Annotated in this window: 8 protein-coding genes and 1 pseudogene; 8 read left to right on the top strand and 1 reads right to left on the bottom strand. The window is 50.7% G+C overall.

Annotated features, from left to right (window positions below):
- The 4 genes and pseudogenes from VIN66_RS18695 to VIN66_RS18680 form a co-directional block, all read left to right on the top strand.
- Positions 1-534 (top strand): annotated as a pseudogene (locus tag VIN66_RS18695) (TonB-dependent receptor); the annotation flags it as partial.
- Between the two features lie 47 nt (positions 535-581).
- Positions 582-830, top strand: a complete 249-nt coding sequence (locus tag VIN66_RS18690; RefSeq protein ID WP_331925391.1) for a YkoF family thiamine/hydroxymethylpyrimidine-binding protein — start codon at positions 582-584, stop codon at positions 828-830.
- Entirely contained in the window at positions 827-1,456 is a 630-nt protein-coding gene (gene pnuC / locus VIN66_RS18685; RefSeq protein WP_226766521.1) for a nicotinamide riboside transporter PnuC, read from the top strand. The genes VIN66_RS18690 and pnuC overlap by 4 nt, the downstream gene beginning before the upstream one ends.
- Positions 1,408-2,268 (top strand): phosphotransferase, encoded by an 861-nt coding sequence (locus VIN66_RS18680; RefSeq protein WP_331925390.1) that lies wholly within the window; start codon positions 1,408-1,410, stop codon positions 2,266-2,268. Before pnuC ends, VIN66_RS18680 begins: the two co-directional genes overlap by 49 nt.
- On the opposite strand, the gene VIN66_RS18675 is transcribed toward VIN66_RS18680, so the two are convergent.
- The gene (locus VIN66_RS18675; RefSeq protein WP_134052473.1) at positions 2,263-2,445 is read right to left on the bottom strand and encodes a helix-turn-helix domain-containing protein; all 183 of its coding nucleotides are present in this window, start codon (positions 2,443-2,445) and stop codon (positions 2,263-2,265) included. The two genes, VIN66_RS18680 and VIN66_RS18675, sit on opposite strands and share 6 nt — an antisense overlap.
- 186 nt (positions 2,446-2,631) lie before the next feature.
- Between VIN66_RS18675 and VIN66_RS18670 the strand changes: the two genes are divergently transcribed.
- From VIN66_RS18670 to VIN66_RS18655, 4 genes are all read left to right on the top strand, one after another.
- The gene (locus VIN66_RS18670; protein ID WP_331925389.1) at positions 2,632-4,755 is read left to right on the top strand and encodes a S9 family peptidase; all 2,124 of its coding nucleotides are present in this window, start codon (positions 2,632-2,634) and stop codon (positions 4,753-4,755) included.
- Between the two features lie 190 nt (positions 4,756-4,945).
- Positions 4,946-5,743: a DUF4198 domain-containing protein gene (locus tag VIN66_RS18665; RefSeq protein WP_331925388.1), complete on the top strand. Its 798-nt coding sequence runs from the start codon at positions 4,946-4,948 to the stop codon at positions 5,741-5,743.
- Between the two features lie 50 nt (positions 5,744-5,793).
- A complete protein-coding gene (locus VIN66_RS18660; protein WP_331925387.1) occupies positions 5,794-6,390 on the top strand; it encodes a hypothetical protein in 597 nt (198 codons plus the stop codon).
- Between the two features lie 26 nt (positions 6,391-6,416).
- Positions 6,417-7,964: TonB-dependent receptor domain-containing protein (locus VIN66_RS18655; protein ID WP_331925386.1), on the top strand; the 1,548-nt coding region annotated here is incomplete at its 3' end.

Here is a 7,964-nt window from a genome sequence, read left to right as displayed (position 1 = left end):
GGCTGGCTGAACCCGGACAGTGGCCCGCAGTTTGCCGGTTTTATCGATAACGCTGGCAGTGGCCGTAACTATGGTATTGAAATGGAAAACCGCTTGCAGCTGAACCCGCAATTGGCCGTGTCGTTGTCTGCCAGCTGGTTGAAAACCAAGCTGGGCAACTACATTACGTTAGAGGGGGACGATTTCAGTGGCCGTGAACAGGCTCAGGCACCACGCTTTCAGTACAGCCTGGCAGCAGACTGGTATATCACTGACGCATTGCTGTTTAACATCAGCCTGCAGGGTAAAGATGCGTTTTATTACTCCGATGGCCACAACGCCCAATCAGAGCGCTACGAATTGCTGGGTGCCCGCCTGAGTTATCAGCTGAACAACTGGGAGCTGGCACTGTGGACCCGTAATGCGCTGGATCAGGATATCGGTGTACGGGGTTTTTACTTCGGTAACGATCCGCGCGATGGATACGAACCACATGTTTATGAGCAATTCGCTGAGCCACGCCGTTTTGGCGTGACCGCCAGTTATCAATTCTGAACACAATACTGATGACACATTCAACAAGTATTGATAAGGAGAAGATTATGCAATTGTCAGTCGAAATAAGTAAGTACCCGTTGGCAGAAGACTATATTACGCCGATTAAAGGTTTTATTGCTGAACTGAATAAATACCCTGATGTAACTGTACTCACCAATACCATGAGTACGCAGTTATTTGGTGACTACGACGCCGTAATGCAGGCTTTGCAAGCCTGTATCCGCTGGTCGTTTGAACAGTACGGCAAAGTGGTATTTGTCTGTAAATTTATTCACGGTGACTTGCGGCCATGAATGAACTGCTAAGCCAGGCCATAGCACAGTGGCAGTTGATGCATAGCATTGAGCTTACTGCCACTGTGCTGGCGCTGGCTTATGTGATACTGGCTTTGAAGCAAAGCTTATGGTGCTGGCCTGCCGCGCTGCTCAGCACGGTGTTGTTTACCCATGTTATGTGGCAATCAGCCTTGTTATCTGATGCGTTGTTACAGTTGTACTATGCCGGTATGGCGCTGTATGGCTGGTGGCGCTGGCAACAAATACGGCAAAGTGCACCAGGTGAGCGTGGGCCGGTGTATGAGTGGCGCTGGCAATACCATGTGATACTGATTGGTATTACCGCATTGGTGGGTTGGGGGCTTGGTGCACTGATGGCCGAGCACACCAGTGCAGATTTTGCCTATATCGATGCGCAAACCACAGTATTTAGCGTAATGGCCACCTTACTGGTCGCGCGCAAGCTGGTATCAAACTGGCTGTATTGGGTGGTGATTGATGCCGTATCAATTTACGTTTATGCCCAAAAACACCTGTATTTCCTCACCGGCTTGTTTATGCTGTATACCGTTATCGCGATTGCAGGGTACTTCATTTGGCGCAGTCATTATCAGCAACAACCGGCAGTGAACTTGAGTCTGTAAGGCGGCTATGCCAGCGGCTGGAGTTTTTTGTCAGCCAGCCTTTGTTGCAGGTACGGCCGCTATCCCACGGTGAAAGCAACCAAAGCTACTATGTCAGAACCGCGCGTGGCGAGTATGTGCTGCGCTGCTATCCGGCAGAGTCGGCGGTGTGCCGGCAGCAGGAGCTGCGCTGCCAGCATGCGGCAGCAGCAAAGGGGCTGGCGCCGGCTCCGCTATGTCTGAATAATCATTATCAGGTCATGCTAAGCGACTTCATTGCACAGGGCGTGGCGTTTGACGTTACTGCACATGGCCTGGATTCACTGCTAAAAGCCCTGGCCAGTTTTCATCAGTTATCTGTACAGACACCGGTGCTGGAGCCTGGTGTTTATGTGCAGCAGTTAAGCAAGGCGGTGGTGCTGTCAGAAACAGACATCATTTTAGTGACTAAGCTGCAACATGCGGCTAAATGCCTGCTACAACTGCCGCCGGATACCGTTTTGTGCCACCTAGATTTGCATGCAGGTAATTTGTTGTTTGCTCAGCATAAACTCTGGCTGCTTGATTTTGAGTACAGCCAACTGGCCGACAGCAGCCTGGATCTGGCGGCGGTAAGTCTGCACTTCGGCTTATCGGTAGCGCAAGAGCAACACATGCTGGCTGAATACGCCAGGCTGCGGCAACAGCCTGAACTGACAGATATTTTGAATGACAAACTTCTTGCTGCAAAGCAGCTTTACAGCGGGTTTTGCTGGTTATGGTATCTGGCACAGCCTGGTTATCAAAAACAGGCAAAGCGCTGGCAACAGCGCTTGCAGACCTTAGCCTTATAAGCCGCCTAAGCGCTCGGCCAGGGTTTTATAACGCTTTACATCGTCTTCATTGAACAGTGGTTTACCAGCGGCGTCTTTCTCTGCTGGTACCAACAGGTTCTCCCGGGCCAGACGTTCCACTCTGATCGTTTGTACACCAAGAAATTCTGCTACCTGCTCAACTGTCATCAACGCCATCTTATTTTCCTTATACGTAATAAACCTAGAAGTAATAGCCTAAAATCAGCCATTTGTGAATAGGCTAACTGCTACCGGACGCAAAATCAGCAGACAAACATAACCGGTTACACTTTTTATTGTGCCCTAAATAGGATAAGTGTAATTTTCATGTTAATTTCCGCCGATATCACCCGGAGAATTAACATGCAAAAAACAATCATCAGCCTGTTGCTTGGTGTCAGTTGCCTGAGTAGCAGCTGGCTGAGTGCCGAAGACTTTATTGCCCCTTTGGCTGTGCAGCAACCTTATACCGTCACATCTCCTCATGGTAACCGGCAGGATCCATATTACTGGTTGCGCGACGATACCCGTACATCGCCAACAGTGCTCGATTATCTGCAGCGCGAAAATGACTATTTCAGCCAATACAGCCGCAGCTATGATGCACTGACAGATAAACTGACCGCTGAAATTATTGGTCGTATTAAACAGGACGACAGCTCCGTACCGTATAACAAAGGCGATTACAGCTATTACAGTCGCTATGAAGCCGGTAAGGAATATCCGATCTATGCCCGTAAGTCGTTAAAAGATGGCAAAGAGCAGGTGATGCTGGATGTAAACCTGCTGGCCGCAGGGAAAGATTTTTACCAGGTCGCCAATATGCAGGTCAGCCCTGATCAGCAGCTGCTGGCATACATGGAAGATACCAATGGCCGTCGTCAGTATACGTTAAAGGTACGTGATCTGCGCACCGGTCAGGACTTGCCGGATCAGTTAACCGGCTTGTCTGGCAGTATTGCCTGGGCCAAAGACAACAAAACGCTGTATGTGGTTAAAAACGACCCTACCACATTGCTTAGTACACAAGTACTGCAACATACGCTGGGTAACGATGCCAGCAGCGCCAAACTGGTGTACGAAGAGCAGGACAACAGCTTTTATATGGGCGTGGGCAATACCGGTGACAACAATTACGTTGTTATCTACCTAAGCAGCACAGTGTCTACCGAGATGCGGGTGCAGGATGCGGCTAAGCCCGACAGCGCCTTTAATGTGCTGGCACCACGGCAGCGTGATTTTCAGTATTCAGCCGGGCACATTAATGGCCGTTGGGTCATAAGTACTGATTGGAATGCGCCAAACTTCCGCCTGATGACGGTGGCGGTAGATCAGATTGGCGATCGTGCAAAGTGGCAGTCACTGGTCGCACATGACGACAAAGTCTTTATCGAAGACTTTGAATTGTTTAATAACTTTCTGGCGATTAACGAGCGCAGTGATGGTTTGCGCCGGCTGAAAGTGATGCCCTGGAATGCGCCGGATAAGGCCTTTTATGTGGCATCAGATGAACCGGCGTATGTAACAGTATTTGAGAAAAATGCCGAACCGGACACTGACTGGTTGCGTTACAGCTATACGTCACTGACGACACCAGAGAGTGTGTACCAGCTCAATATGAAAACCGGTGAAAAGCAATTATTAAAGCAAACCGAAATACTGGGCGGTTTTGATAAAGCGGCGTATCAGACTGATCGGGTGTGGGCTACTGCGTCTGATGGCGTAAAAGTGCCGGTATCTTTGTTGTACAAGAAAGGCTTCAAACGTGATGGCACTGCACCTTTGTATCAGTACGCCTATGGCTCTTACGGTAGCTCAATGGACCCGGCTTTCCGCAGTACGGTGTTCTCTTTAGTTGACCGTGGTTTTGTCTACGCTATTGCCCATATTCGTGGTGGTCAGGAGATGGGCCGGCAGTGGTATGAAGATGGCAAGTTACTGCATAAAACCAATACTTTTACCGACTATATCGCGGTGACCGATTATCTGGTTGAGCAAGGTTATGCTGCCAAAGACAAAGTATTTGGCATGGGCGGTAGTGCCGGTGGTTTGCTGATGGGGGCCGTGGCCAATATGGCACCACAAAAGTACCGGGCGCTGGTAGCGCATGTGCCTTTCGTTGATGTGGTGACCACTATGCTGGATGAAAGTATTCCGCTGACTACCAATGAATTTGACGAATGGGGCAATCCAAAACAAAAAGTTTACTACGACTACATGCTGGCGTATTCGCCTTATGATCAGGTGAGTAAACAGGCGTATCCAGCCATGCTGGTGACCACAGGTTTGCATGACTCGCAGGTACAGTATTTTGAACCGGCCAAGTGGGTGGCGAAGTTGCGTACCCATAAGACAGATAGCAACCCGCTGCTGTTTAAGGTCAATATGGAAGCCGGACACGGTGGAAAATCCGGCCGCTTTTCGCGTCTGGCCGAGTATGCACAGGAATATGCTTTTATTCTTAACCTACTGGGCCAAAAGGACTAAAGCAAATACAGCTTTACTAGCACGCTAAACAAGCCGGGCATCATTGCCCGGCTTTTTCTTTTCTGGTAGTAAAATTCCTTTTAAAGGTAATCAATTGCAAATAAGATCAATTATCATTTGCAATTGATCGTTGTTTGGCATAAAGTGCCGCTCCGAAGTTAATAAGAATTATTATCATTAAGGAGCCGTTATGCTGTTGTCATTTAACCGGGCCGTTTTTGCTGGCGTAATGCTGGCGGGCAGTGTTACTGCCCAGGCACATGTACCTTACTTACAACCTGCCAGTTTTGAACCCGTTCGTGGCGGCTGGGTAAGTCTGGATGCTGCGTTTGCCGATCGGTTTTTTATTCCTGAGGTGGCTTTTAACAACAGCGAATTCAGTGTGCTGACACCCGCTGGTACCGTGCTAAAACCAACGCTGCTGCAGTACAGTCATACCCGCGCAGTAGCAGAGCATAAGCTAACGGATGATGGCACGTACCGTTTCAGCACAGGCCTGCGCTATGGTGCGGTGTTTCATACTTACGAGCTTGATGGTGAGCGTAAAAGCAGCCGGGACAGCAACTTTGTACTGCCGCAAGGCGCCAAATCTATTGCGCATTTTCAGGCGGTGACCCGGGCGGAAACCTATATCAGCAAAGGCGCACCGGACCACACTGCTCTAAAACCCGGTGGCGAAGCGCTGGAATTAGCGTTTTTAAGTCACCCGAATGATTTGTATACCGACAGCACCTTACGTGCCCGGGTGCTGTTTAATGGTAAACCCCTGCCACAGCAGGCGGTAAATGTCTATTTCATTGAAGCTGGCGCGAATGACGAAAAAGTTACCCACCAACTTACCGGCGATGCCGCCGGCATTATCAGTTTTCAGCCGCAAAAAGCCGGTACCTATTTCCTGTTAAGCAGGTTCAGAACCGACGCCCCCAAAGATGCACCGGTACCAACATACAGCTACACCTACAGCGTGGTGCTGGAAGTTACCCAATAAGCAGTTAAATGCCGTGCCACAGATGCCGGCATGAGTAAGGAGTGAGCACTATGAACAAGCAGCATTTATACACCAGTTTATTTCTGGCGCTGAGCAGCGCCTATCTGAGCGCCTGCAGCAGTGTCGCAGCTGAGAAACATACCTTTAGCGGCGAGCAGCAGCAACAGCTTGCTGCTGAGCGGGCCGGGCACTTGCGTCAGACCCATGTCCGCTTTAATGCACTGGATAAAGATGAAAATGGCTATATCAGCCGGGCAGAGTTTAACCGTTCCGGCGACAGTGCTTTTAGTCGTATGGATACCAATCAGGATGGCGTGATATCAAAAGCCGATCCAAAACCTGCGCCCCGTGGCGAAGACACCCGCAGTGAGCAAACCCGGCTACAGCAACAGCAAGCCAGTCAGCAACAGCCGCGGCCAGAGCGTTTACTGAAAATGCCAACTACCCATTCAGCTGACGGCATGTTGGCGATGTATGACAGCAACAAAGACGGTGTGGTCAGCCGTGAAGAGTACCAGCAGAGACGCGATGCGCAGTTTGCTGCAGTGGATAGTAACAGCGATGGCGTGTTGAGTTATGACGAGTACGTCAGTGAGTTTGCCAGCCGTCTGGATCAGCAAATTGCCCGCACAGTAGGTCAGGACTAACCACGCTCTAAGGAGAGACGCCGTTCATGAAAAATCACGTTATGCAGAGCCCTTTACTGCAGAAGACTGTATTAGCACTGTTGATTGGTACCGCTGTCAGCCAGGCTGCGCTGGCACAGACCACACAAAATAATCTGCAAGAGCTGGCTACCGCTGAAGTCAGCGCTGAAGAGGCCATTAATACCAAAGCCAATACTCAGCAAAGCCAGCGCCTGAGTGCAACGGATCTTAAGCTGCAACAGGCACAGCATATTGCTGATGCAGTGCGCTTTGTGCCGGGCGTGACTACCACAGATATGGGCCGTTTTGGCAGTAATGGTTTTAATATCCGTGGCCTTGACGGTGACAGAGTCGCCATTACGGTCGATGGTTTGTCGCTTGGTGAAACGCTGGACCCGCCCACTTTTGTCGCTTACGAGTTTTTCCGCTCTGCCCGCGGCGGTGTGGATATCGACGCGTTAAAACAGATTGAGATTATCAAAGGTGCCGATGCGATAGCGGCAGGCAGCGGTGCCCTCGGTGGGGCAGTGTTATTTGTCACCAAAGATCCGGCAGATTACCTTGCTGCCAGCGGCGACGATACCCACCTTGGTATCACGGCAGGTTTTAGTGGTCAGAATGATGAGACCTCATTCAGCGCCACTGTTGCCAACCGCAGCGGCAAGCTGGAATCCTTGCTGGTATATACCCGCCGTGACGGCCATGAAACGGAAACTGCTACATCTGGTGAAGACATTATTGGCGCCGGCCGCACCATTGCTGACCCGTTGGATTACCGCAGCAATAACGTGCTGGCGAAATTGCAGTATCAACTTAGCACCGCACACCGTCTGGGCTGGACCGGCGAATATTTTAAGCAAGACAGTGAGCTGGATAACCGCTCCAGGCTGGACAGTACTTACCTGTCGCGTATCGGCGATGATGAGATAGAACGCAAACGCTTTGGTGTGCAGTATGAATGGCTGGCAGGGCGTAGCTGGGCTGATAACGTCAACGCCACTGCGGATTACCAGTCAAACTATACCCATGGTGTGACGAACATGCTGACCACCAGTTGCGCCGGTGCAACCAATGGCGATGTAGCGCCGTGTTTGCGCAGCGAAGACCGGGACTTCAAACAGCGTCAGCTTAAATTTGCCGTGGCACTGGACAAAGAAATATTCAGCGATACGTTGCAGCAACAATGGCTTTACGGCGCATCGGTTGAACAGCGCGAAGTAGAGTACTCTGCGATAGACCGGCGCTATATCGGCGAAACTGACGAGCTGGCCAGCCCGCCGGTTATCGACCCTGATCAGGTGCCGCAAACCGATATCAACGCCTTTAGCCTGTATGCCCGCGATGTGATTAAGTTCAGTCAGGGCTGGACACTGAGTCTGGGCGGGCGCTATGACGGCCTGAAATACAGCCCGCAGTTTGATGACCAGTTTACTGACAATACGCAGACGGTAACTGATGTCGATTTCTCCGCTTTTACCTGGCAAAGCAACCTGGGATATCAGCTAACGGCAACGCAGCAGGTATGGCTGCAGGCCGGGCGAGGTTTTCGTGCACCGACGGTAGCAGAAATGTAC

The organism is Rheinheimera sp. (assembly GCF_036568245.1).
Taxonomy (GTDB): domain Bacteria; phylum Pseudomonadota; class Gammaproteobacteria; order Enterobacterales; family Alteromonadaceae; genus Alishewanella.
This window is presented reverse-complemented; position numbering and strand designations above follow the sequence as displayed.